This is a genomic window from Pseudomonas silensiensis, assembly GCF_050434865.1.
Classification (GTDB): domain Bacteria; phylum Pseudomonadota; class Gammaproteobacteria; order Pseudomonadales; family Pseudomonadaceae; genus Aquipseudomonas; species Aquipseudomonas fluorescens_W.
This window is the reverse complement of the sequence record NZ_JBNDJH010000002.1, coordinates 19238-40514: the sequence shown is the minus strand read 5'-3', so window position 1 is coordinate 40514 and position 21277 is coordinate 19238. Positions and strand designations below refer to the sequence as shown.

Here is a 21277-nt window from a genome sequence, read left to right as displayed (position 1 = left end):
TCACACTTGTGAGAGCGGCGAGACTTGAAGCGGGACCAATGGCTTGGGTGGTTTGAGCAAAGCATTTGAGCTCCTGGGATGGGTGCTGATTGGTGAAAGCCCCCAGTGGGCCGAGAACAACGCCGGCAGGGTCAGCCCCGGCCGCCTGAACGGTCAGTAGGCCTCGTCGTCAATGGCGATCATGGTGAGCAGCCAATCCCAGTAGTCCGGTTTGGTGCCACTGACCGCAACCGCCGCTTCCCAATCCGCGCGGGAGTGGAAATCATGCTCGCCTGACTCGGTCTCGGCGTACTTGGCTTGGAGCTCAACAGCGTTCAGGCCGATGTCCTCCATGTCGTAGGGGAACCCCTTGAACGCATAGGCAGCGTCGCCGGTTGCGTCCTCACTTGTATGGTCGGTAATGGGCGATACGGCCACCACCGGGAGGGTGACGGTCGGCGCAGAATGCTGATGTGGGTGCGAGTTCATGAGCGTCTCGAAATCAGTGGGTGAGATAGAATTTTCTCCCCGCCATCGGTGTGCCACGAGCATCAGAAAACAAAAAAAAGGATGGGGCGGCGCTGCCTAGACAGCTCAGCGCCGAACGTCGGGGGGGAAGGCGAGCCCTTGGCGGTCTGGCGCGGGGCGGTCTAAGCCGATTACGATTCGTCGCCGGCCTGCTCAATCTGGGCCATCACCCAATCCCAGTAGCCGCGAATGGTCTCGTCATTGCCGACCTCGTCCTTCCATTCCTGCTTGGTGAAATGGGCATGCTCGCCAGCTTCGTAGTGCTTGGCTCGCAACTGATCGGTGGTGAGTTTGCTGTCAGGGACATCACGGAACATTCGTTGGTGCAGCCCGGAAATGAATTTCGACACCAGGCGATGAAAGGATGGATGCTTGGTGTAGTCGGAGATTACGACACGACCGTTTATGAGCAAGATCTCCACCAGAATGAGTTGAACGCCCTCTCGCTCGTGCTCGAAGTCGAGCCTGGTGATTTCTGACTTCAAAATGAATTTCACGGTGTCGGGCAGTTTTCTAGCCTCAAGCTCTGGTGGGAATGGTGCTACCCCAGACGCACCTATAAGGTTCCAGCCTTCGGCTTTCAGGTCGGCCAGTAGGTTATCAATCACGAAAGTTTGGTGGTCGGGCAGTATCGAATTCAGATCGTCGGTCATGCACGGGTCCAGTACCACGTTATTCAACGAAACCCAACCTGAGGCCTTAAGCGATTGTTGAGTGATATCTCGAAGATGCGTGTCGGTGTGGATGAGTTCTTCGGACATTTCAGGCTCCTATTAGGTAGTGGGTCCATGTTAGTGAATGCTGGCGCGTGCCAGAATCGCTCACCCCGCCTAAATGGTCGCCTGCCCAAGTGGCCTATCGTCAATGAGCAGGTCCAGGTTGTATGCGTCGACCGGGACGCTGACTCCCCACCATTCCAACGCTCGCTCGCGAAACAAGGCCCAGTCAGAGCGGGTGGGCTTGCCATGGGTGCACAGGCGGCACTGGGGGGCGCCTTGCAGCATTTCCGTCACAGTGTTGTGCAGATCGATCCCCATTCGGCCGAAGCGGCCCACGGTTGATCCGTCCTGACCGCTGTGAATCCATACGACATCGCGCAGTGCTGATGTCTGGATCTCGTACTCGTTCTCCACGGTGCAACCTCGAACCTGTTTCGTGAATGCTCACGGAATTAGGGCGAAAATGCCAGTCGGTTAATTCGATTCGCGGTGCTGGGCGGGGCGTTTATGCCATCGCCGCCCATCGCGGGTCCTCAAAGCGGAGCCGGCGCGCTACCGTTCTCAGAATCGATGAACGAGAAGAAGTTGAGCTTGTGATGATGGAGTTGATCCGCCAGCGGCTTGACCTGCGCCTTGATAGCGAGTTTCTCGGCCAGGGTCAGCGAGTCGCCTTTGGCTTGCGTGTTCAGCTTTTTGATCTTGCGCTCAAGCTGTTTGGTGATTTTGGTGTGCTCGACCTCGCGTTCATCGCGTTGAGGGTCACGAAGGGCGGTGAGGATGTTCAGGCTGATAGAGGTGGACATGGCTGGAATTTCCGGTAGTTGATGAGCCTATTGTCGATTGGCTCGGGCGTGACAGAAGCTCTGCAACGTAACTATTTCAATAGCGTATGCCGGACTGAGCCGGCTTTACATGAACTGTCCGCTGTTTGGGTATTCAACGCTTGAAGTCGGAATTTCTAGCCCCTGTTTTGGTTTGCAGGCCCAGGCTCGCCTCTCTATCGTCAGATTTTCAATGATTCAAATCTGATATGGAGTTTTCTATGACCTTGATCGAAAAGGCGGGGTACATCCTTCGATTCATGCTGCGTGTCCTGAACACCGCGTGTGTCATGTTTGCCACAACTTTCCTCAACGGGGCTGTAATTTTGGGCCTTCTCATGTTGTGTGTTGGTCTTCTGAGCATGAACCCCGAGACCGCAACGTTCAGCGACTTTCTCAGGTTCATTCACTCGCCTGCCATTCCAGTGGCGGCAGCTGCTGGTGGGGTTACTTCCATGTTGGTACGAATCGTCTTCTCCATCCGCCAGCGCCGCTATTGGTAGAGGATGACCACATGACGCCCGAGGAAGTTGAGTGGGCCCGGAACCAGTTTTGGTTTGGCGGTTCCGGTGAGGATACAGAAGGGGTGTTTGTTATTGGGTGGGATAGTTGGGGGAGCCGTAACGCGCTTGAGTTCCGAGACTTTGTCGAGCTTCAGAAGTGGGCCGCGTTGCAGCGTGACCTCTCGATTAGTTAAATAATTATTCGCTGGTGCGTTCCCGAAGATCTGGCCGCCTTTGATTAACCTAGCCATTGCAAATTTACCTTTGGCCGTTATCGTCTTCGGGGCAACGCGTGTACAGGTTCCTCAACGAGAACCCCAAATTAGACATTTGAGACTAAGGCAAAATGGCAGATATCTTTGAAGTGACAGGGCCGGCACCTTCGGTGGCACAAATTGAAGAGTTTAGAATCTCAAATACCTACAGCCAATCGGTTGACTGGGTCACTATCATTGCTGCTGGTCTGGGGTGTCTCTTAACCGCCTATTGCATTGTTAAGTCATTGTTTGATCCGAGTATGCTTTTTTTGATCGGGCTATTGCTGGGCCTAGCTACTTTTGCCGGCGCAAATGTTTTTATCATTTATTGGAAAAGTCCACGGGACCTAAGGATTGCGAAATTGCGTCCGCTTGATCCCTTAAAGTGCTCTGAATTGGCCGATATCATGACGCAGTGCGCGTCGCCTGAGGTTACTCGCTATCGGGATGAAGTCCTGGCTCAAGAGCGTGAATTTTGCTATGGCGATTTCGAGGCAATTAATGAGTATTTTTTAAGGTACATGGCACAGCAGTCAATCGAAAATATGCGCTCGAAGCTCTATAAATCCATTCCAGTCTCGAAATAAATCTTGATTCCAACCTTGGACTTAAGCCAAGCCGAGGTCATAAGATCGCTCAAGGTTGGAGATTCGATTTCGGGGTTCTACTTTAACGAATGGCTTCCTCGGCTAGAACCTCATCAATCAAGCGGTCTGCGAGTTGATTACGGTGGGCTTCGGCAGCTTTTGTACCGGTGACGCCGTCCAGATGGTCAAGGTATTGCGTCAACAGCCTATGAATGTGCAGAAGACGCTTGTCAGCCAATTCCGGGTTGAAGCGCCAAGACGACATACCCAGAGAAACTGAAATGCCATGCCGCGCGGCGGTGAGTACTTCCTCTGCGGCCAACGCCCAGTCTTTGTCCATGGAAAGATACGGGGCGTTGTGAAGCTGGTTCTCGCCAATGCGGAAGTCATCGACCAGATTGGCATTCATAGGGGCGTCTTCACCCTGGGTATGCTCGACAGCCAGGATGTCGATGTAGGTCGAGACCAATTCGCGGTCGGCATATTGACGCTTGAGCGCGACGGCGCGGCCGGCGGCGAGCAACGCCATCGAGTCACAACTTTCTCCGGCCATCGCTGCCTCAACATCTTGACATTGCTGGTCAAGGTCGCCGAAATCCATCTCGGAACGCAGCCCCCCAAAATAGTAGAGGTCTGGGCAACCAGCTGCGTCCCAACCAAAGCTGGCACCGTCCAGGAAGATCCGCTTCAGAACGGCCATGCGGGATTTGTAGCTGACCGGGTAGGTCAGCATGACGGCCTTGATGAGTTGGTCGACCTTGTTGAGCGAAGGTTTGGCGGTGATGGTCAGGGACACAGGGAGGGCTCCATTAGTTGATGGCCTCATTCTCCCAATAGGCCGGCGTGCCAGAACCGACCACGTTCAGAAAAACTCCGTGCTTCGCATTACGCGATTCCGCCGCTTTTGTCTGAATTTGGATGGCGCTCCTGTCGGATGTGATATTTGACATCTGAACTGCGGGTTCCTGCCAGTACCCCGAAAGCCTCACCAAATGTCAGTTTGAACTCCTTCACTATCCTGACGAATTCGGCGCCGATTTCGGCCGTAGCTTCCGGACACAGAAACGCCGACTTGTCCTGATCTGCCCAGGCGGCGCATGCGGCTTTGCGTGACAAACCTTGGCGTGCTGCATCAATCCAGAAACGATCGATTTGACTCCATATCACGTAGAGGTCCTCGTAGGAGTTAATCCCAAGGCGCGGCAAAATGGTCGACCACGCCACTCCGAAGCTACCTTCGGCCATTTGGACAGGCATAACGCGTGCGTGTAGCTTCATTTTTTCCCCTCAGTCTGTGGTAATCGTGACGACAAGTTTTTTCGCCGGCATTGCCCAGCGCGCTGCGATCTGAATTGCTTCACGCCTGGAGTGCGGCCCGGAACAATCCCCCCAACCGCCGCGGCCAGTTCCCACAAACCAGCCATCGCTAAGTTTACACACGCCTACCTGGCCACGGGCGGCACGCTGTTTAAGACGCTGCAATCTGCTCATTGCTCATTCTCCGCTACTTTCAAGTGGGCGCTACGCGTGCCGGCCAACACTTTGTAGTGGTCGATCAAATCCCCCAGCGCGGCGATCAATTCCGGCCCTGTAAGCGTAAGGTTCGGGTTCACTACGCCAGCACTCGTAAGCGAATCACCGATTGCGCTGGCCAGCGCGTCTCGTTCGTGCACGACCTTTTGAAGGTCATCCTCCAGAACCAGGCGGCGGCTTGGAGCGCATTCACCCCACTCAGCACCGCTCATGCACTGAATACCGTCCTTTCGATCCCGATCGCGATTCATGCTTTGTTCTCCTGATAGTCGTGTTCCAGCACGACCCTGATGTTTTATTGAACGAATCTTACCGGGGGTTGGTTTGTGCCAAGAGCCAGGGCGCCGTGATTTAATTCGCCGGCCCTGGCGCGGCCGTTATCATGTGCGTACCCAGTAGAGCCAAAGGAATACGGTGTAAACCGCCTGAGGGGTTAAACTCCCGGCTTGAACTGCCTTCACCTGTTGAGAAAGACTGCGAATGATTCGCCCCGGCACCTTTGCTCCCCCACCAACGCTTTTTCTGCCATTGGCAGAAGAGGTTGCGGGCGCTTTGAGCCAAAATCATGACGTCAGTGTGTTCTTTTCTGCCGCGTCCCACGCTGAATTGGCATGCGTACTACTGCTCCAGAACCTGCCTGCCTTAGTGCGCCAGAAGGTAAGCCTCTCGAAGATCGAAGTGATGTTCGAAGGCGCAGTACGGGCCGGGCTAGCGAAGGTTGCACCGGGCAATCCCACGTTCGCTTCCCAAGTTCAGGCACGATTCGATGCGAGAGCCCTTGCAGCCGGCCTGGCTGAACTTCAGATGCAGGGCATCAGCCTCCTTGACGCCGAGACCGTCGCCGCCCGTGAGTACCTGGTCGGTGATGGTGGCTGGGACTTCACGTTTTCTCAGCGCCACCGGCAGCGGCTTCAGCCGCCGGGGCGCGAAGTGGTGCTCCCCTCCGGCGCCGTGTTCAAAGTGCGGGCCCAGCAGGGGCGAATCCTGGATGAACTCCGATCCGGTCTGGATGAATCTCTCCACCTGCAGGGTTATGCCGGTGTGGGCAAGACCTTCCTGATTTCGAAGATCTTCGAGTTTTTGAACCCGGTCACTACGATGTTGATGGCCTACCTGCCCAGTCAGCTGGTGGCGCTTAGAGCGCGGGTGAAACTACCCACCAATGATGCTGAGTTGAATTCATACACCTTTGGTCACATGGCCAACCTGATCCTCAATAGCGACCGAACTGAGCATGCGTGGAAACTTACTGACACGCAGCGGGCGCTGACTAATTACATGGTGACCGATCAGCAGATGGCGAAGTGGCTGAAGATCCAGGCGGTGGGCCGCTTGAGCCCTAAGGACGTGGCCAACCTGTGTCGGCGGACGATGTATAGCTTTTGCTTGTCAGCCAGCCGGGATATCGAAGCGAAGCACTTGCCCGCCACCGGGTACCGGCTCAAAGAGGTCGATATCGCCGTGCTGTTGGAATACAGCCGGTTAATGTGGCAAGAGACTGTGTGGCCATCCTCGCCTGAAATCCGATTCCCGGTACGCAACGCCCATCGCATTAAGTACCTGGCCCTGGGAATCGGCACTTTTCCGGAGAAATTCACCCATATTATCGTGGACGAAAGCCATGAGCTTTCAGCCCCAATGCTCCAGATCCTCGATAGAAGTCCGCAGGCAGTGCTCACGCTGGGTGACGACTACCAGCACCTGCACGGAATGGCGTCGCAGCACAGCCAGCTCGTGCGCCAGCGCTACGTTACGCAATCGATCCGATCGGGCAGGCAAATGGGCGATGTCCTCAACCCTTTTATCCAGCTTCACCCTGGAGCGGTAAAAGAGGAGTTTGAGGGTAGGGCCGGGTACCCGACCGTCATCATCCCCTACGATGAAAATAGCCCGATTCCTGAAAAGCCGACCACGATCATCGTGGCTAACGAATGGGGTTTGTTCACCTGGTTCAAGAAGCTGCTCGATGCCGACGGGGACTTTCATATCCCACAGCGGGCTTTGGTTGAGCTCAAGGCGTTTGTTGCCGGCCTGGTGCAGCTCCATGGGCTCGGCGTACGCGCCAACCACCGCATGCTCTTCAAGTATGGGACCTGGGATGAACTGGCGGCCGCGATGGGGGGCAACCATGGTTTCCTCGCCGCTTACGAGATGCTCGAACGGGGACTCACGCTTGAGGCGTTTGAGCAATTCACCAATGACCACTGCACAGATCCTGGCTCGATGATCAAGCTGGCGCGGGTCGACGACGTGAAGAACCAGGAATTCAACACCGTCCTGATTTCCCGAGACCTGATGCGCCCGCCGAAGCAAGGTGCTGCTCACTCTATGGCAAGTGTCTGCTCGATGATCTACACGGCAGCGTCCAGGGCCAAGCACGAGCTTATTGTTCCGGGCAACCTGGTTGATTGGACTCAGGATCTTGCGCGACCAGGCCCCGCACGGGGCTCTGTGTCTGGTTACTGAATAGGGGGAAACCATGTTTTACGATTGCGTTAAAACTGCCTTGCAGGCAGGCCAAGTCCGAGTTGGCCTTCCACCCTTTGGTCACGAGGACATTGGTGATTCTCTGGCCCGCATCGAGGCTGGCGGTCTAGTCGGGTTGAAGGCCAAGTTTTTGAGTCGCCGTGAGCGCCGAAACTTGGTGAACCTGGTCATTTGCGAATCGGGTCAACGGGAACGAGAACTCCCGATCGCGATGATTCAACAGTGGATGGGGGATCGTAGGGCTGTGCTGGTCACCGGTCGCTGTGGTGTAGGTAAAACGTGGCTGCTCTCGGTTGCGTTACCAGACGCGGTTTTTGTAAGTGGTCGGACCTCGGATGTGACCAAACCACATTGGTTCTGGCATCAAATCACGCAGGACCCATCTCGCCCGTTGGTGATAGATGAGCCTTGGTCTTTCCCTCCACTCGTTTTTGAAGAATTGCTGAAAGTCATCAAGGCGCAAGGGCGCGGCTACGTGGTGATCGACCAGGCCGAGGAGGGCTCACGCTTTGAATCTCTGGTGCAGGAAATGACCCCCGCACCCTTTGACTCTGCCCCCGGCGCCGAAAACAAATTTACCTGGGTAAGGCTGAGATCGTTCAAGGGGGTGGTGGCGCTTGCCAAATGGACTGGAAAGTATGACGGCGCTCAATTGATCGCAATCCAGAACCCATACGACTCTGCTCAAGTAATAGCGCTGGACACCCTTCTGGACCTGATCGAAGAAAACCTGAAGGCGATAGAGTCGTGTGCCGAACCGGATATGTCTCGCACGGAGGTCTTGAATTTGTTACTGGACCGGATGACGGACGCGACGGAGAGAAAAATGCTGTTCAACGCGATCTGTAACCGATTCGTCGGGGAGTGAGCAATGATGAGTCGTCGCAGGTGCTGCGATGATCTTGTGGGTTTACTTCAAAGCGAATCGCCGTAAAAACCTGTCCACCTCTCGCCTCACTCGCTCACGGAGTTTGCACAATGAATTTTTACGACTGCCTGATGGAGTGTGCACGTACACCGGATCTGGTGGCCGAGTTCATGCCTGTGTTCTGGTAGAACATCAGACGTTCCACTGCATGGGCAAGCGTGGGGCGTTGTGCGGGCCCCACCGTGCGTGTCTCTACTGCTAACCATCTCAGTACACTTTTAGTCGCGAATCTCCGCCGTGCCCGGCAGTGCCTCCTTGATCGTCGCGATGAGTACTCCTAAGCGTCCCTGAACACCTGCCATGTCAATCGCCGGCGGTGACTGTCGTTTCGCCACCAAATCATCGATCTCAGCCAGCTCGGTTTCTGTCAGCGTGACACTTAGGCCGCGGGCCGAGTATTTCGACAATGCTGTAAACAATGCATCGGCATAGGCCGCCTGCTCCAGCGCGGCGCGCACTACAAGCGTTTCGGCTTGCTGGTATTCGTCGTCCGCTTCACCGGAAGTCTCCCTGCATAGCTCAGCGAGATTGTGGAACAGGCAGCCTTCGGGGAGGGTGGTTTGCTTGCGCCAGGCCAGCAGATCTGTAGAAAGGGTGGCTATGTTTGATTCGGCGAAGCGCCGGGCAGTGCTTAAAGGGGATTCTGTGCTCATCCGATATTCTGCTGTGTGTGGGTTGAGCGTGTATTTTCGTTACCGGAGGTTGTGCCAGAAGCATTCGGAATACGCTCCCCGCCTGGCCGGCGGGTATTCGTGATTACCACCAACAGTTGCGATAGTCCGCAGGGAACAAGGTTAGAAATCACAGGGCATTTTGGTTCGCATGAACGATCGCTCCTGATTAATATCGGGCCACGTTGATCTACTTACTTGAGGACCATCTATGAGCGCCCCCAGCGACGCGCCAAAAAGGCCAAAAACGAAATTCTATATCGCGCAAGGTATTGGAATTACATCTTGTATGGTGTCCGGATTCTTGAATTGGACTGAATGGGTTCATGCCCCGCTCATAGCACTTGCACTCGGCGCATTCATCTACGCGGGTTTACTTGCAGTAAAAAGCGACAAGGCGCAAAAGGAATGGTTGGAAAAGCAGGCTGACTACGTCGACCCATACAAGGGTAGCCCTGAGTATCCGCACCAGGCGGAGGGCGCGGCAATTATGATCGGGTTCTGCAGTTTCTTGGCGTTTGGGTATTTCGCGCTCCCTATGAAGGACAGGGCTTTGTCGAGCACTGACTGGTGGGTGCTGCTGCCACTCATCCTCATGATCGCCGGATTCGGCTATGCACGGCGAGTTCATAAGAAGCATGCCGTTGCCTTCACTGCATGGCGGGAAGCGCAGCAACTCACCGACAATCCCCTGAAATAGTTGCACCTGGACTTGCGGGCCTGGTCGACAAGAATCGTCTGTTGATCCGATCTACCGGCTACCACCTTACTTGCGGTGGTAGCCGGATGTGTTGGCTTCCCGGCTTAACCGTTTACTGTTGCTTTCGCTGTTTCCGTGCGCTCGCACACCATCGCCAGTTTTGACGCCAGGGCTTGCAGCAGCAATCGGTATTGAGTGCTCTTCCAGACCTCGCACTCTTCGTCGTACCAAAACAGTAGGAACGCATTCAGCCATTCGACGGCGTTTGCATGCTCTACCGAGTCCGCGGCTGAGAGCGTCGCCACCATGGATCGCAGATGGTTGAGATCGGACAACGCCCGAACGATGGCTTCAATTTGGATCTCGGAGTTGCCTTCGTGCATTTTCAAAGCCATTGCCGCGGCCACCAGGGCGTACCGCTGAACATCGATCCATAGCTGATGTTTGGAAATGGCTTCAAGTTTCGGGATGGCTGTTATCGAAACGCATTCGACGCCGGTGCTTTGCGTGATGTAGCGAACCGACATGCCTTGAAAGTCAAAGTCAGTAATTAGCCGGAGCCGGGCCAGGTCTATGTCCTGATCATGGCCTTGTGGAAGCGTCACTGCTTGTCGTGGGGTTTCAATTGTCACACTGAAGCCTGGAAGGGAAGGCGTGCCGGTATCCAGCCGCTCAACAATCAAGGCGCGAAGCTGGGCAGAGCTCAGCCCTGATTCGGCCAGTTCGGCGGCGGTCAGCGTTACGTAGATCTTCATCGTGGGCTAATCCTTTCTATCGGCAACCTGTAGTCCGGTTGTGTGAGGCGTGTGGGTCAAATGAACTGGATGTGCTTGAACTGCTGCATATAGGTGGCGAGCTTCTTCGCGGCCTTCGTAACCTGCTCCAGATTCGAGCCCACAATCTGCAGGCCCTCCCACTGGCAGCAGTAGCTGGTGTCGTCCACCACATCAAAGGTTTTGCAGAGCCGGGCCAATTCCGCCCTCGATCCGTCATTCACGGATATGCGGTAATCCGTGTCGTGCAGATGGCTCTCCTTCCACCACCACTGAATTTGGGCTTCGTGGATCGTCCGAAGGTCAATGTTCGGTTTGTTGGGTGTTTCAACCCCGGCAGGCACTGGCAGTTGAGGCATTGGACGCCAGCAAGTCGGTACGATGGCGCTGATCGCCATTCCTGATTCAGAACACGTCGGAATGTCCCCGGCTGTGCAGCACAGGTACCAGCCGCCTCTGACGGGGCTCCCCCAGTGCCGAGGATCAACAAAGCGGGACGTGCCTTTGTCGGTGAGTATCACCTTGTTCTTCGGGGCTGAGCTCATCGAGCGCCAGTCATCTTGGTCGTAGCGAATGTTTACGTTTTTCATTAGCGCCCGACCTGTTTGTTGAATTGGCCCAGCACGGCTTTGGCACCAGCGCCATTGTCATGCAGGAAACTGGTCAGGGCAGAGCTGGCCACCATGCCGCTAGCCACACTATCGATCGCCTCGAATGTCGACTGCGCGATCTGCAAGATGGCCGGTGGGTTGATGCGGTTGGCCGCATTGGTTCGCTGGATCAGCCAGTAGTTGGCGTTGCGCTGCTCGTCGTGCATTGCGATCAGGCAGACGGCCGAAAGCAGGTTGTCGCGGTGAGCTTCCAGTCGGGCAATTGTTTGCTCCAGGTAAGCCGCAACATTTGCCAGCGACGGATCAGTGCCGCTGGCGGTGGGTGCCGACCGGTGTTTGGTGTGAGCTGGGCTGGCCTGCTGCATGGGCTGCATCTCCTAAATAAGTGTTGCCATATTCAGGCGTGATGCGACGTGCCAGAACCCTCGGCTAAAAATTGTTTAAATGGTGACGCTACTGTTGCCGGTGCTGCATCAAAAGGTCCTTACCCTTGGACTGCGTGGGAATGCCCATGATTCGACGGTAAATCACATGATTTAGCGACTCCTTGGGGTCGCCGAGGTCCGGTCCCGGGCTTAGCTCCACGCTAGGCAAGTCATTGAGCATGGCGCTGTAGATCGGCGTGGTGTCGCGCACCGCCAGATAGCCTTTGTTCAAGTAGAAGTCGATTACCTGCTTGGTTTTTTCTGACAGGGCCGGATAGTCCTTGGCGATTACCGCGTACCCTTCGGCGGTGAGTTCACTCCCACTGAACCACTCATCAAGATAAGAATTCCCGACTTGCCAGGTCCCGTACAGAATGATCCCCATGAACAAAATGCTGCCGAATGAAAGTCCCTTGGCCGGTTTCTTCGGGACGCTACCTAGTGAGGCTTGATGCGGGATTTCATTTCCAGCGTTAGGCATTCGTGGATTCCTTGGGTTTGCGTGGCCTTGATGCCCGGGATTGTGCCATGAAGGCGTCGAATTCCTCTGTAGCGACCTCGCGAAAGCCATCTTTAATCGCCTGGTCGTAGTATTCCTGTCCGGTCACCGCCCTGGTCACCTGTTTCTTGTCGTGCACAAAGAACTTCGTCTGGATTGGCATATTTGTCCTTCTCGTCGTCGGTGTTCAGTGTGAATTATGGGGATCGAAACGGGCGATCTGAAAATGTTCCATGAAGGCTGTCATCTGTTGGCGATGCGCCGCATAGTCTTCGCTCAGTGCCGGGTCTTCCTCGACCTCGATCAAGTAGTCGTTTCCGAACTCAGCTGTTAAAGCCCGATCCAGCATCCAGTCCATGAACAATGGGCGGATTACCAGGCGCGCGAGACCCAAGGTATGGTTCGGCCAGTAGAAGCGCTCAGTCGGCGTGGTCACGAACACGTTGCCGTCCTCCCAGACCACGTAGTTCACCGGCCAGCTGACCTGATCTGCATCCAAGCGGATGCTGAACCACTTTGGCCCGCTTGGGGCTGTGCTCGCGCGCGCAAGGCTGCGATTCGTGAAGGAGTTGCCAACCAGGCCTTCGAAGGAGTTTCCCGGATAAAACCTCATCCGGTCCTGGCCAACCTGCAGAATGGGTACTGCCTGGTCAATGTAGTGGCGCAGGATGCTGAACAGTCGGTAGCCCATGCGCTCCAGCTTGAATGGAGTGGCGTATACCTTCCCAGTTGGCTCCATCGATAAACCTCGGTTAAAGAGTGACTTCTAAGGGGGTGCCCGCGGGGATCTTCCGTGGGCATTGCTGAGTAGGGTCGCAGGAAAGGTCGACCGGCAGCTCGCCAATCCGGGTACTGGCATCGATCGTTTTACTCACGATCTCGCGGCCGCCGGCGGAACAGTTCTTCACTTCGTACAAGACCACATAGCTCTTCCGATCATCTTTGTCATGGATCAGCTCGCCAACGTACGTGCATTTGCCCTGGGCGGAGATTCCTTGCACCAGCGTCGTGGCCGGCGTGATGTCGCCCATCGTGGTTACCTGAACTGTCTCAGCGGACGAAAAGCCGCTGGCGGAGAAAAGCATGGCGCAGAGCGCGGTCGAACGGAGTTTCACCTGGATTCCTCGGGGGGGAGCTTGTTGTGCCTGGGCGAGTATATCGACCGGGCACTACACGCTCACTCCAAAACCAAGGTCGGAAATTCAGGGGGTAGTGAACGTGCGGACGATTCTTGCAGTACGGAAAGCAGGGGAAGGCAGGCTCCCCCTGACCGCGATCAGAGCGACAAGCTGTGTTGGCCGCCGGGGATCTTTGCCGGCGATTGGAAGGCCAGGCCGCTCGACACCATGTCATCGGTTGACGTGTCCTCGCGCAGGACCTCGGTGCGGGCATTAACGATCGTCGAAAGGGCGTTGTGGCTTGCTGGGATGGTGATGGTGTACCGCTGTTTGTCGCCCCGGCGAGATGCGCTCAGTTTCACAACGCCATATTCACTGTTGATCTCTTGCACGACGCCATTCCACTTACTTGTCTTCCCGTTGGCGTGGATCTCGGCCTGTTTGATCTCATCGCCGACCCTGAGCTTTGAAACGGCGGCCATTTGCACGGCATGCTCGCGCTTGGCCTTTACAGCCAAACGCGCGTAATAGACTTCCATGCCCAGCACGCCACCTTCGACACTGGTGCCACGACTCTTGTAGTCAGGTGGCAGCTGGTTGGTAAGTCGCCGCTCGATGAACTCGAGCATGCAGCTGGTGTAAAAGATTCCGCTGTCGAGGCCATCCGCAACCATGTCCATCATCCACTGATGGTCAGCGTCAGGTTTAAAGCAGACGGGGTTCTTACACATGATCCACCGCGTGTGGGCTTCATTCAGGGTCGCCATGAGTGGGTAGAGGCGTGAGGTGTTTGCTGATGCGCTGGTGATGTTGTTGACGGGCGAAGTGGTGTGCTGCATGGGTTAGACCCTCCTGATATGTTGAACACAGGATCAGGGGGCAGGGAGTGTGGCAGAAGCACCAGCGGATACCTTCTAGCTCAGCAGGCGGGTGTGCTTCGGCGATATGATGCTCGCGTAGTGCGTTGATTTTTTAGCCCCGGTTTTGGCTCGCGGGCCTCAGATCCTCTCTCTAAGATCTTTTTAAGTCCAAGATTGCATTAGCTGCGGGACCACTCAACATGGCAGCTTGCCGGGCATCAAAACAATCGAATGTCAGTGATGCGTTGGCGCGCATATTTCAAATGGTTTCACCATTCCAACGGGCTGCCAGCAGGGCAGCGACCGCCGAGGACGCGAAATGAATTCAGTTGATCTGCTTAAATTCACCGATGAATTCCCGGGTGACCTGGATACAGCGGTCTTGTTAGCTGCAGACCTAACCGATGAACAATTGCAGGCTGCATTTCAAGCTGCGCAGCGCTTCGTTTCTGCAGTGTTGTGCGAGCAGGAGCATCGAGCTGAATACGGTAAACCTTCGAACCAATCTTGGTCATGTCCCTGAACAGCAACCAGGAGCAGCATGCCCTATTAAGATGAGCTGAACGCATTGCCGGGGCATTACGACACCGTCAACGATCGTGTTGTTGCTGCGACCTATGGAAACGCTCGGAGCGATTCCACAGTTGCCGAATTTCGCGTGTTGTTGAGTCAGTACTCCGACCTTACTCGAAAGGTCCACCGGTAAGGTGTAGTGGCTGGGCGCACTTAAGAACAAAGGAGATAGGTTGATGAAAAACCCCATACCCGCTTGTATTGTTGCACCATTTTTTTTCATGGCCTGGTGCGGTCTCGCCTACTGGAGATTAGGAACCGTCGACAACAGCACGCTCTACAAAGTGGCAGGTATCACCGTAGTCCTATGGAGTCTTGCCGCATATGCCATCTTTTGGAAACGAAAGACCATCAGTGAGCGTGTGCACATCGATGTGAAGCCAAATGTCATTGAAGTGGCTGACGGTGAACGCTTCACAGCGCAGTTCTCCACTGGGGGCCGTTTCTTGTCTAGTCCAGAGCAATTCAGCTCTGCGCTCCGTGACGCTGCTAACCGCAAGTCACATATGGCTAATCGTTCTGTGGCGCACCGCGAATCGGCTCACGTTCGCTTGTGGCCAGGAGAATTGGGTATTTCAGAATTAGAGCTCGATGCTTTTACCCAGCTCCTGGAAATCGAGTTCGTTGATCCGACAATCGAGGTTATTGATCCGGCGATTGCGGAATGCGATCGCCAAACCGCGATTAGGGTTTGAATCGAAACACGGCAATCTCAGATTCACATCCCGCCTCTCCTACTTGGTAACGCTCCAGAAAGGCCGCGTAGTTTTCGACGTACTCGCCATACTCATTGAGCAAGATCGGGTCCCCAGCGATGCCATGGAGTGTGTCGGGGCCAAATTCAGTAGTAAGCGCCAGCTCCAACAACCAATTGACATACAGCGGCCTGAGCACCAAGTTTGCCAGGCCGGAAGTCTCGTGTGGCCAGTAGAATCGATTCGGGCCTGCGGTCACGAAAGCACAATTCTGCGCCCAGGCCACGTAGTCCACCGTCCACCAGATGCCGATCGCGTCTAGAAAAATGCTGAACCATTCCGAGCCGCTTTCCCCCTTGAGGAAATGAGCGCGCCAGATCTGCCGCCGAGCATTCATCGCCAACCCATCAAATGCAGAACCTGGATACCATTCGGCGCGGTCGCGCCTGATTTTAAGTACTGGTACCGACTGATCAATGTAGTTCGCCAGCAGGTTTTGCAGGTGCCCCCCCGGCAGCGGCATGGTGAGCGGGTTAGGGGGTCGCTTGGGTTTCATCTGGACTCCGATTGGCAAGGCGAACAAGCGCATCAATCACGAACTGTCCGCGCTCCTGGGCTACTGCGATACGGTGGCCCCCGTCGATCAATTCTACGGTACCGGCGCTATCAACAAAGAGGATTGGTAGCCAAAGTTCGGAGGCCGGCACGGCTCTGATGACGGAAAGCCGTATTTTACGGTCCTCAGGTGTTTCTCGGCAGACAGGTACCGGGATATCGGCAATGGGCACCGCTGCGATAACCCACGTCGGCGCGCCAGCAAGATCTTCATCTTCAAGCACGTAGTGGGCATCACCGCTGGCGGCTTCCAGCGCCAGCATGTTGTTCGCCACGGGCGATCCCTCTCTGGCCCATGCTGGGAGACCGGTTGAGGCTCCGCAAGGTGCCAGCGGCGGTATCACTGCAAGACACCGCTCGAATTTACGGGGTATGCCGTTGGGTCCGTCAGTTCGCTCGGGGCAGGCAGACCGAGCTTCCTACAGAGCTTCAGCAGTTGATTCGCACCGCCATCCTCGAAGTCAGAAAAGACGTAAACGGACCCTGTACGGCTCTCGCAAATAGTGTGGTCTGCCACGCGGTAGACCTTTGTGATTGGGCTCGTACGGATCTGGCCGGCGTCAGTGAGGGGGCTGTGACCGAAGATCGTACCAATCGCATGATTGCAGTCCCGGGAGAATTTGACCTGGGACAAAACTCCCGTAATCGGCAAAATCTCGCGCAAGCCGAGGGCGGCGGCGATATGGGGCGATTGGTGGTTGTATGCGGAAGACATCGACGGACACCTCATGATTAATTGAGGAGTTCATGGTCTTCGTGGTGAGGTTGTGCCAGAAGCAGGGGGGATCGCAGAGCCACTTATGAGCCCTGCGATCACGGTTACGCCGGATGCATCATTTCAAACCGGCTGGCCCATCAAAAAAGGAGGGACCAGGTGATTCTTTGACCCATTCGAAATGGTAGCCAAAGTCGTCGTCGTGCTCATAGCCTTTTGTAACGCCGGCGGCCAATCGTTTAGACACAATTCCCAAAAGGGCGACAATGCTTTCAGGGCTGGAGTGTCGAGTGCCCTGCAGCTTGATGGTCAGCTGATTAAGAGGGTAGGCATGGTTGATCCAAGACTGGCTCGGTGCGTACGGTGTTGCGCTGGCGGGTTGAGCTTCGTTGCTGGGTTTTTCGTCGAGCTGGCTAGCCTCTGGATCTTCAACTACCGCCGGGCGCTCGCGGAGACAGCAGTTGCAGGTGCCATGATAGGCGCTGAGTTGGCCTACCTTTCGAATCAAATACAAGCACAGCAGTGATACCAGAACGAATGCGATACCCAAAAGCGTCTGCATGGTGAACTTCCCTGGAAAATCCTTACTTTCAGGCGGTCGGTCCACCTGGATCAGCCAGTATTGTTTGTCGCTCTCGTGGCACTCACAACCCAAAATGGGAGCCGAAAATTCAGCACGGATCGTCGCTCGATGCTGTGTCAGTCGATAGGGCACTGCCGTCGTTGGAGATGACATCAAACCGACTCAGCCTGATCAGCCGTGAGTAACGCTCGGGGCTGATCGGTTTCCCGTCGGCGATATCGCGCAGTGCCTCAGTTCGGAGGCGCGCCGGCATGCCGCTCCGATCTTTGGTGAGGGAATGCTGCACCTCACTCAACAATCTCGCCAGTGCACTCAACCTGGTGGCCTCGCCACGCACAAAGTCCACTGAGGCGACGAATGAAGGTGGGTTACGCAACGTGTGATGGGCGGCCTGGAACAACTGGCTTTGCGTATGGATCGCCTCGACGTTGACCCCAAACCCCGAAAAGGCGATCGCCATCGTCTGCTTCAACGCAGGTGTCACTTCTAGGCGCTTACCGCACAGGTCGGGAAACACCGTTGCGGCGATTTCCTTTGAACTGCCCCTTTGTGCTGGGAAAGGCACGACTACACACGTTGAATTTTTCATAAGCCTTGGCCTTTGCGGTCTTCATGGAGATGTAACGGCCGATGCAGCCCTGACTAGAGGACTGACCGGCGATTTATCTGAAGACTTTGCGTGGTCGCGCCGCGACAGTTGAGTAGTGGCATGGATGCAAAATGGCGAACTAAGCGACGGTTTCCGTGTGGCGATAGGGGGCGGTTGACGATGGCAGGGTGAGACCTTTCGTCACCAGACGGCGGCGAACTGCCTGTGCCTTTTTCTTGGCATCTGCCTCGCCGTTGCAGGGAACAACATAAACCTCGCATTGCTCATAGTCGGGGTCAGAAGGCCGCCCCCCTGTAGACCACGAGCCATTTGGGAACCGAACTACCGTCATTGACTTCATCTACCACGCTTCCTTTTGCAACTGTTGGACGGGATATCAGCAAGCCGCGTAATCCCAACTGATCAATCAATTGTCCTACACCCACTGAGGATCGGCGGGATTAAGTTTCCGTTAGCGCTTCTTCCAAAGCATCGACAACGTCGTTGATGCTGTCGGGGGAGTTCTGAAAGTCGTTGAGCACGTCCAGAGATCCGTTTTCGTTCGCCACACGAAAGGCCGCTTGAAGCGTTTCAAGCGCTTGTCGTTGGGATTGAGTCATGTCTCTACCTTACTGAAGTGAAAGTAGGTATATCGTCCGAGCAAAATGCCGGTGCCACCACCGGGTAGCAAAAGAATTAGGATGCATCTTCAACCCTCATTCGAGAGGACCAAGCAATGCAACGGCATGGAATTGCAAAATTGCCGATGGGTAACTTCGACCTGGAGACCTGGTCATGGAATAATGCGAGCACTTCGCCAGCCTGATCGGACTAGCGCCGCATCAACCATCCAGACCGAACTGCACTGCTTTGACCTTTGAAGGCTCCCTGAATGAAACCCATTGAAAACCCCATTGCTCTTCGTGCTTATGAGCGGGCGTATAACGCGTCTCGGGTACCGCCGACACCGCGTAAGAAAACCGATAGCCGTACTGCAGATAAATTCGTGGTCAGGGGTTATAACGAGCTATTCGAGGAGATGGCGGGCATCGGCCTCCATCAAGGGCGAAGCATTAACTCTGAGGTGGTCGCAGCGATCCTTGAGGCGCTTTCAGGCTTTGAGCGCTCAAGCGCAATGCAGCGCATCCTGACCGCCAGCCTCGGAGACTCGCTTTCGGCGCGGGTTCTTGCTTCCGTGCCTAATTTTGACCTCGATGTATGCACAGAGCCGCGGGATTTTGTCGTTCGGTTCCCCGAATCGGTGCGCGATTCGGTGCGCCAGGATGTGAAACGAATCATCGACATGCCCCAGAACCAGAAAACCCTTACCACTCAGTTCGCCGGGCCCGATGGCGTGAAGCGTAAAGAGCGGTCGATGAATACCTGGGTGCTAAAAGCGCTGGTGGCCTGGATCAAGATCCAACGTCAACAGTTCGCCCTGTTAAGTGCGGCGATTGAGCTGGAGAAGGAACCCGCCGGCACGGAGGCGGAAGCAGCCGCTGTCTGAGCCACCGCTGGCCTGGGCTGCGCGGGTATCAATCCTTCAGGTTGAATTTGAAAGCCCGCGCTGCCGGGCTTTCATCCTCGATGTAGGGCGTCTCCAACCACGTTTTCGAGGTTGATGTTCGACAAGGGCCGCGATTTATCGACGGCTTGCTGGCAAGCCTTCATTACGGCGCTGGCTATACGCATATGCGCCTCACCGATCATAGTCCGGCCCGAATCGTCGTGGGGGGCGCCCTGATTTGTGTTTCCCAGAGCCATCGCCAGGGAGCCAGCGCAGATGGCTTTTGCAGCCCACTCATTGGCCTTAAAGCTCTCCTCGATCTGTGTCAGGCTCAATTCCGCCGAGACGCCAAGCATCAGGACGAATAACTCGTCCTCACTCTCAACGCGCTCCTTGAAGACATAACCCCATTCGACTGTTGAGCCCTTGGGGATGATCTCTCTGTCATAAATCATGAGTTTCAGGTCCTGATGATGAAGGCGGCTTCAAGCAGCTTTGAGGTCTGGCAACCATTCCAGGTTGTAAGGGCAGCAGTTGTGGATGACGCGCTTTTTGTCCCGGGTCGGTCGTGTGCAGGTCCACATGTAACGGGACGCCGGCTTGGTGCAGGCCTTGTCCTCGTAAAGGACCAGATCCTTTTTGCCCTTCACGCCGATCGCCTGAACAAATGCGTCGGTGGTCGGCTCACGTCGTGCGTAGAGGGTGTGCAGGGTGACTGGTGATGCTTTGGCGGCGGCAGCGATACGCATGGGATTCCCCTCAAAGTTGATGAGTCCATGATCGAACTTGCCCTTCGGTGCCAGAAGCAGCTACTTCCGAAATTTCGCCCTTATTTGGTTTGCCAAGGTCGGTAACAAAGCGGGGGTAAGGCAGGACTGGCAGAGGCCAGGTCAAATGCAGCCCTTCGGTCTGAAACGGACTATTTTGAAGCCGAAGTGTAAAAGGGGATGTCCTTGGTCATCTCATTGCCACCTGGAGCACCTGGATTGAATTCGATGGTGACCACACGGGTACGGCGCAGTAAGAAAGCTTGGGCCTGATCTCTTGAAATGCCGGTGGCAAGTTCAACCTTCTCGGCCTCGTCTACGTCGAACGTAATGAGCAGACCGCGCACGCTCAGCTCGCGCCGGGCGACTTCGAGAAGCTGCAAATCGCACGAAGTTAGCGTGGTATTGGGTCGTCCGTTGAGCCGTAGCACTTCACTGATCAAGGCCATTCCTGAATCGGGCACGGTGCCAATCAGGGCAATAATCTCTGGTGTCAGTTGCTTGGCGAGGGGTTTATTGATAGGCCGGGACATTCAAGTATTCCATTGCGTACGTTCAATGCCCGGCGGGCCGGGCGTGAGATCATTTATTTCCGGAAAACGGATCTGGTTTCCCATGCCTTGCAAGATAGGTCTTGGCCTGCTTTACCAAGCGGTTGTACTCGGCCTCGCCCATGCGCTTCTTCCCGCGTAGTTCGGTTAGGGTTCCGCTGACATAAAAACCTGCAATCGAACGGTCACTGACTTTCATTCGCCCACCTTTGGTTTGAGTTTCAATCGTTGGGACTGAGCCCACTGCACCAAAGCGGGCTCTAACCATTCCGGACGGATAAAGTTGGTTGCCAGCGCTCGCCATTCGGCGTGGGTGGCACGGCTGAGGAATGGCTGACCAGCGAAGCGATCCGGAACGCCTTCGGGGGAAAAGCTCAGGTGGTTGCAGTGCTCGCCAATGAAGGATTCAAACTTCGCGTGAGAGGTCGGTATTTCAACGGTTTTCACCAATAGCTTGGCCAGCGTCACCGCAACAGACTTTGCAGCCCGCTGGAGTGCGAATTCACTGATTTCGGCCTTCTCGGCTAACTCTGATTCCTGCGCCAGCCACCCAAGAATTGAGACTGTCAAAAATGGGCTGATAGCATATGCGCGTTGTGACTCATCCAGTCGTGCCTTGGCATCAAGCTCTTGGATGCACGTAGCAGATGGTGATTGAGACTTCCACGGCCAAAAAAACATGT

At 55.5% G+C, this 21277-nt stretch carries 34 protein-coding genes; 8 read left to right on the top strand and 26 right to left on the bottom strand.

All coding sequences use genetic code 11. The annotated features are described in order from the left end of the window. Nucleotides 1–153 precede the first annotated feature (153 nt). The 4 genes from QF010_RS02355 to QF010_RS02340 all read right to left on the bottom strand — a co-directional run bounded on the left by QF010_RS02355 (nt 154) and on the right by QF010_RS02340 (nt 2029). The gene (locus QF010_RS02355) at nt 154–468 is read right to left on the bottom strand and encodes a hypothetical protein (RefSeq protein ID WP_429380771.1); all 315 of its coding nucleotides are present in this window, start codon (nt 466–468) and stop codon (nt 154–156) included. A 170-nt stretch (nt 469–638) separates the two neighbouring features. Beyond that, nucleotides 639–1268, bottom strand: a complete 630-nt coding sequence (locus QF010_RS02350; protein WP_429380773.1) for a hypothetical protein — start codon at nt 1266–1268, stop codon at nt 639–641. Between the two features lie 69 nt (nt 1269–1337). Beyond that, entirely contained in the window at nt 1338–1640 is a 303-nt protein-coding gene (locus QF010_RS02345) for a hypothetical protein (protein ID WP_429380775.1), read from the bottom strand. Between the two features lie 119 nt (nt 1641–1759). Continuing rightward, nucleotides 1760–2029 (bottom strand): hypothetical protein, encoded by a 270-nt coding sequence (locus tag QF010_RS02340; RefSeq protein ID WP_429380777.1) that lies wholly within the window; start codon nt 2027–2029, stop codon nt 1760–1762. Between the two features lie 239 nt (nt 2030–2268). Here QF010_RS02340 and QF010_RS02335 point away from each other — a divergent pair, with 239 nt between their 5' ends. Together QF010_RS02335 and QF010_RS02330 are read left to right on the top strand one after the other, a co-directional pair. After that, complete coding sequence (locus tag QF010_RS02335; RefSeq protein ID WP_429380779.1) at nt 2269–2550, top strand: hypothetical protein; 282 nt, start codon at nt 2269–2271, stop codon at nt 2548–2550. Nucleotides 2551–2896: 346 nt separating this feature from the next. Continuing rightward, on the top strand, nt 2897–3394 hold the full coding sequence (locus QF010_RS02330) for a hypothetical protein (RefSeq protein ID WP_429380781.1): 498 nt from the start codon (nt 2897–2899) through the stop codon (nt 3392–3394). Nucleotides 3395–3476: 82 nt separating this feature from the next. On the opposite strand, the gene QF010_RS02325 is transcribed toward QF010_RS02330, so the two are convergent. The 3 genes from QF010_RS02325 to QF010_RS02315 all read right to left on the bottom strand — a co-directional run bounded on the left by QF010_RS02325 (nt 3477) and on the right by QF010_RS02315 (nt 5178). Continuing rightward, nucleotides 3477–4190, bottom strand: a complete 714-nt coding sequence (locus QF010_RS02325) for a hypothetical protein (protein ID WP_429380783.1) — start codon at nt 4188–4190, stop codon at nt 3477–3479. A gap of 89 nt (nt 4191–4279) precedes the next feature. Then, complete coding sequence (locus QF010_RS02320) at nt 4280–4672, bottom strand: hypothetical protein (RefSeq protein WP_429380785.1); 393 nt, start codon at nt 4670–4672, stop codon at nt 4280–4282. A 209-nt stretch (nt 4673–4881) separates the two neighbouring features. After that, nucleotides 4882–5178: a hypothetical protein gene (locus tag QF010_RS02315; RefSeq protein ID WP_429380787.1), complete on the bottom strand. Its 297-nt coding sequence runs from the start codon at nt 5176–5178 to the stop codon at nt 4882–4884. 229 nt (nt 5179–5407) lie between these two features. Between QF010_RS02315 and QF010_RS02310 the strand changes: the two genes are divergently transcribed. Continuing rightward, nucleotides 5408–7393: an AAA family ATPase gene (locus tag QF010_RS02310; protein WP_429380789.1), complete on the top strand. Its 1986-nt coding sequence runs from the start codon at nt 5408–5410 to the stop codon at nt 7391–7393. A gap of 13 nt (nt 7394–7406) precedes the next feature. Beyond that, a complete protein-coding gene (locus QF010_RS02305) occupies nt 7407–8282 on the top strand; it encodes a hypothetical protein (protein WP_429380791.1) in 876 nt (291 codons plus the stop codon). 278 nt (nt 8283–8560) lie between these two features. On the opposite strand, the gene QF010_RS02300 is transcribed toward QF010_RS02305, so the two are convergent. Next, nucleotides 8561–8995, bottom strand: a complete 435-nt coding sequence (locus QF010_RS02300; RefSeq protein WP_429380793.1) for a hypothetical protein — start codon at nt 8993–8995, stop codon at nt 8561–8563. Nucleotides 8996–9224: 229 nt separating this feature from the next. On the opposite strand from QF010_RS02300, the gene QF010_RS02295 reads away from it, so the two are divergent. Next, complete coding sequence (locus tag QF010_RS02295) at nt 9225–9713, top strand: hypothetical protein (protein ID WP_429380795.1); 489 nt, start codon at nt 9225–9227, stop codon at nt 9711–9713. 104 nt (nt 9714–9817) lie between these two features. On the opposite strand, the gene QF010_RS02290 is transcribed toward QF010_RS02295, so the two are convergent. The 8 genes from QF010_RS02290 to QF010_RS02255 form a co-directional block, all read right to left on the bottom strand. Beyond that, nucleotides 9818–10468, bottom strand: a complete 651-nt coding sequence (locus QF010_RS02290; RefSeq protein ID WP_429380797.1) for a hypothetical protein — start codon at nt 10466–10468, stop codon at nt 9818–9820. A gap of 56 nt (nt 10469–10524) precedes the next feature. Beyond that, a complete protein-coding gene (locus tag QF010_RS02285) occupies nt 10525–11076 on the bottom strand; it encodes a hypothetical protein (RefSeq protein ID WP_429380799.1) in 552 nt (183 codons plus the stop codon). After that, nucleotides 11076–11462, bottom strand: a complete 387-nt coding sequence (locus QF010_RS02280; RefSeq protein ID WP_429380801.1) for a hypothetical protein — start codon at nt 11460–11462, stop codon at nt 11076–11078. The genes QF010_RS02285 and QF010_RS02280 overlap by 1 nt, the downstream gene beginning before the upstream one ends. Before the next feature lie 88 nt (nt 11463–11550). Next, the gene (locus tag QF010_RS02275; RefSeq protein WP_429380803.1) at nt 11551–12003 is read right to left on the bottom strand and encodes a hypothetical protein; all 453 of its coding nucleotides are present in this window, start codon (nt 12001–12003) and stop codon (nt 11551–11553) included. Next, nucleotides 11996–12184 carry a hypothetical protein gene (locus QF010_RS02270; protein ID WP_429380805.1) on the bottom strand — a complete coding sequence of 63 codons (189 nt, stop codon included), beginning with the start codon at nt 12182–12184 and terminating at the stop codon, nt 11996–11998. Before QF010_RS02270 ends, QF010_RS02275 begins: the two co-directional genes overlap by 8 nt. Before the next feature lie 24 nt (nt 12185–12208). Then, entirely contained in the window at nt 12209–12712 is a 504-nt protein-coding gene (locus QF010_RS02265; RefSeq protein WP_429380807.1) for a hypothetical protein, read from the bottom strand. Nucleotides 12713–12773: 61 nt separating this feature from the next. Next, on the bottom strand, nt 12774–13136 hold the full coding sequence (locus QF010_RS02260; RefSeq protein ID WP_429380809.1) for a hypothetical protein: 363 nt from the start codon (nt 13134–13136) through the stop codon (nt 12774–12776). A 161-nt stretch (nt 13137–13297) separates the two neighbouring features. Further along, nucleotides 13298–13978 carry a hypothetical protein gene (locus QF010_RS02255; RefSeq protein WP_429380811.1) on the bottom strand — a complete coding sequence of 227 codons (681 nt, stop codon included), beginning with the start codon at nt 13976–13978 and terminating at the stop codon, nt 13298–13300. A 340-nt stretch (nt 13979–14318) separates the two neighbouring features. Here QF010_RS02255 and QF010_RS02250 point away from each other — a divergent pair, with 340 nt between their 5' ends. Then, on the top strand, nt 14319–14522 hold the full coding sequence (locus tag QF010_RS02250; RefSeq protein WP_429380813.1) for a hypothetical protein: 204 nt from the start codon (nt 14319–14321) through the stop codon (nt 14520–14522). A gap of 226 nt (nt 14523–14748) precedes the next feature. Further along, nucleotides 14749–15267, top strand: coding sequence for a hypothetical protein (locus tag QF010_RS02245; RefSeq protein ID WP_429380815.1), 519 nt, complete (start codon nt 14749–14751; stop codon nt 15265–15267). Here the strand turns inward: QF010_RS02245 and QF010_RS02240 are convergent. From QF010_RS02240 to QF010_RS02220, 5 genes are all read right to left on the bottom strand, one after another. Further along, nucleotides 15257–15823 carry a hypothetical protein gene (locus tag QF010_RS02240; protein ID WP_429380817.1) on the bottom strand — a complete coding sequence of 189 codons (567 nt, stop codon included), beginning with the start codon at nt 15821–15823 and terminating at the stop codon, nt 15257–15259. The genes QF010_RS02245 and QF010_RS02240 overlap by 11 nt on opposite strands. Continuing rightward, nucleotides 15801–16157: a hypothetical protein gene (locus QF010_RS02235; RefSeq protein WP_429380819.1), complete on the bottom strand. Its 357-nt coding sequence runs from the start codon at nt 16155–16157 to the stop codon at nt 15801–15803. Before QF010_RS02235 ends, QF010_RS02240 begins: the two co-directional genes overlap by 23 nt. A gap of 558 nt (nt 16158–16715) precedes the next feature. Further along, entirely contained in the window at nt 16716–17159 is a 444-nt protein-coding gene (locus QF010_RS02230; protein WP_429380821.1) for a hypothetical protein, read from the bottom strand. Nucleotides 17160–17268: 109 nt separating this feature from the next. Further along, entirely contained in the window at nt 17269–17769 is a 501-nt protein-coding gene (locus QF010_RS02225) for a hypothetical protein (protein WP_429380823.1), read from the bottom strand. A 461-nt stretch (nt 17770–18230) separates the two neighbouring features. Next, on the bottom strand, nt 18231–18389 hold the full coding sequence (locus QF010_RS02220) for a hypothetical protein (RefSeq protein ID WP_429380825.1): 159 nt from the start codon (nt 18387–18389) through the stop codon (nt 18231–18233). A gap of 272 nt (nt 18390–18661) precedes the next feature. Here QF010_RS02220 and QF010_RS02215 point away from each other — a divergent pair, with 272 nt between their 5' ends. Then, nucleotides 18662–19276, top strand: a complete 615-nt coding sequence (locus tag QF010_RS02215; RefSeq protein ID WP_429380827.1) for an Arc family DNA-binding protein — start codon at nt 18662–18664, stop codon at nt 19274–19276. A 71-nt stretch (nt 19277–19347) separates the two neighbouring features. On the opposite strand, the gene QF010_RS02210 is transcribed toward QF010_RS02215, so the two are convergent. The 5 genes from QF010_RS02210 to QF010_RS02190 all read right to left on the bottom strand — a co-directional run bounded on the left by QF010_RS02210 (nt 19348) and on the right by QF010_RS02190 (nt 21275). After that, on the bottom strand, nt 19348–19731 hold the full coding sequence (locus QF010_RS02210) for a hypothetical protein (RefSeq protein WP_429380829.1): 384 nt from the start codon (nt 19729–19731) through the stop codon (nt 19348–19350). Between the two features lie 30 nt (nt 19732–19761). After that, complete coding sequence (locus QF010_RS02205) at nt 19762–20025, bottom strand: hypothetical protein (RefSeq protein ID WP_429380831.1); 264 nt, start codon at nt 20023–20025, stop codon at nt 19762–19764. Nucleotides 20026–20195: 170 nt separating this feature from the next. Further along, entirely contained in the window at nt 20196–20576 is a 381-nt protein-coding gene (locus QF010_RS02200) for a hypothetical protein (protein WP_429380833.1), read from the bottom strand. 49 nt (nt 20577–20625) lie between these two features. Further along, nucleotides 20626–20793 carry a hypothetical protein gene (locus tag QF010_RS02195; RefSeq protein ID WP_429380835.1) on the bottom strand — a complete coding sequence of 56 codons (168 nt, stop codon included), beginning with the start codon at nt 20791–20793 and terminating at the stop codon, nt 20626–20628. Further along, nucleotides 20790–21275 carry a hypothetical protein gene (locus QF010_RS02190; protein WP_429380837.1) on the bottom strand — a complete coding sequence of 162 codons (486 nt, stop codon included), beginning with the start codon at nt 21273–21275 and terminating at the stop codon, nt 20790–20792. Before QF010_RS02190 ends, QF010_RS02195 begins: the two co-directional genes overlap by 4 nt. Nucleotides 21276–21277: the final 2 nt, after the last annotated feature.